This window comes from Vibrio sp. Vb0667 (genome assembly GCF_033391095.1).
This window is the reverse complement of record NZ_JAWPOL010000232.1, coordinates 1-1,257: the sequence shown is the minus strand read 5'-3', so window position 1 is coordinate 1,257 and position 1,257 is coordinate 1. Positions and strand designations below refer to the sequence as shown.

General features: G+C 46.1%; 2 protein-coding genes. Both read right to left on the bottom strand.

The features are described from left to right. Nucleotides 1-412 (bottom strand): sugar-transfer associated ATP-grasp domain-containing protein (locus R8269_RS24860; RefSeq protein ID WP_318222863.1); only part of this gene is annotated, 412 nt, incomplete at its 3' end. 3 nt (nt 413-415) lie between these two features. Then, on the bottom strand, nt 416-1,257 hold an 842-nt coding region (locus tag R8269_RS24855; RefSeq protein ID WP_318222862.1), incomplete at its 5' end, for a 7TM domain-containing protein.

The following is a 1,257-nucleotide window of genomic DNA, read 5'->3' as shown; positions in this document are numbered from 1 at the left end:
CGTTCTTACCGCCGAGCGAGAACAGCCCTGCCAGTGCATTACTGATGTGGCGTTCCACTTCTTCTTTGTTGATTGTCGCACCAGAAGGTTTGGTGTACACACCGTCTTTATGCGATGTCACCACCAGAATACCTTTACCACCGCTGCCTTGAGCTGGCTTAATCACAAAACCCGGCCAGTCTTTCACCATGTTGTGGATGGTTTTTACTTCTGCTTGGTTGTGGATCACGCCGATAAGGGCAGGGACGGTTGCCCCTGCAGCTTGAGCGATGATCTTGGTTTTTAGCTTGTCATCCACCAATGGGTATTTAGAGCGATCGTTATAGCGACCAATGTAGCTATGGTTACGCTTGTTCATGCCCATAATGCCTTTGTGGCGAAGTTTTGATGGCGTAGTGTAACGTTCAAACATCGTTTAATCCTCCGCTAGCGGTTTGAAACGACGTAGTTCTGTTAGACGGTAACCAGTGTAAATACCTAGTAATAGAATACCCGCCAAAACAATTAGCTGTAGGCCGATAAAGTTAAACGTTAAGTGCTGGATATACGAGTTGGTCATCGCCAAGTAAACCAGTACCGCAGTCAGTAGTGAACCACCACCTTGCATTGCTACTTCTTTCGCGCCTTCTTCCTCCCACAGAATCGACATACGTTCGATCGTCCATGACAAGATGATCATTGGGAAGAAGGTGATTGTTAGACCCTCTGTCAAACCAATCTTGAATGCTACAACGGTAAACACCGAGATGATCATAATAACCGTGATAATAACCGCGGATATCCTTGCTACCAGAAGTAAGTTGAGCCGCGATAAGTAACTTCGGATGATCAAGCCTGTACCAACAATTAATAGGAAGCCAACAATACCAGTCACAAGCTGCGTTTGAACGAACGCAACCGCAATCAGTACTGGCATGAACGTACCAGAGGTTTTAAGACCAATAATCACGCGCAGGAACACAACGATCAATGCGCCAATTGGGATCAGCATGATGGTCTTGAACATCGCTTGCTCTTCTAGAGGCAAGCTGTGGATTGATAAGTTAAGCAGGCCATCGGCCTCAACCTTGTTGTTTGTCGCTTGTTGAGGTGTCACTTCTTGTTTGATCATGGAGAAATGAACTTGGCTGTTCTTGCCTCCCACAAGGTCAAGTAACGAAACGTTCGATTCATCCCAAACAAGAAGGTTAGGTTTTACGGCTTTCTGCTCTGAATTTGGCGAGAACAGTACCCAATCTTTTCCAGACCAAACTTGCA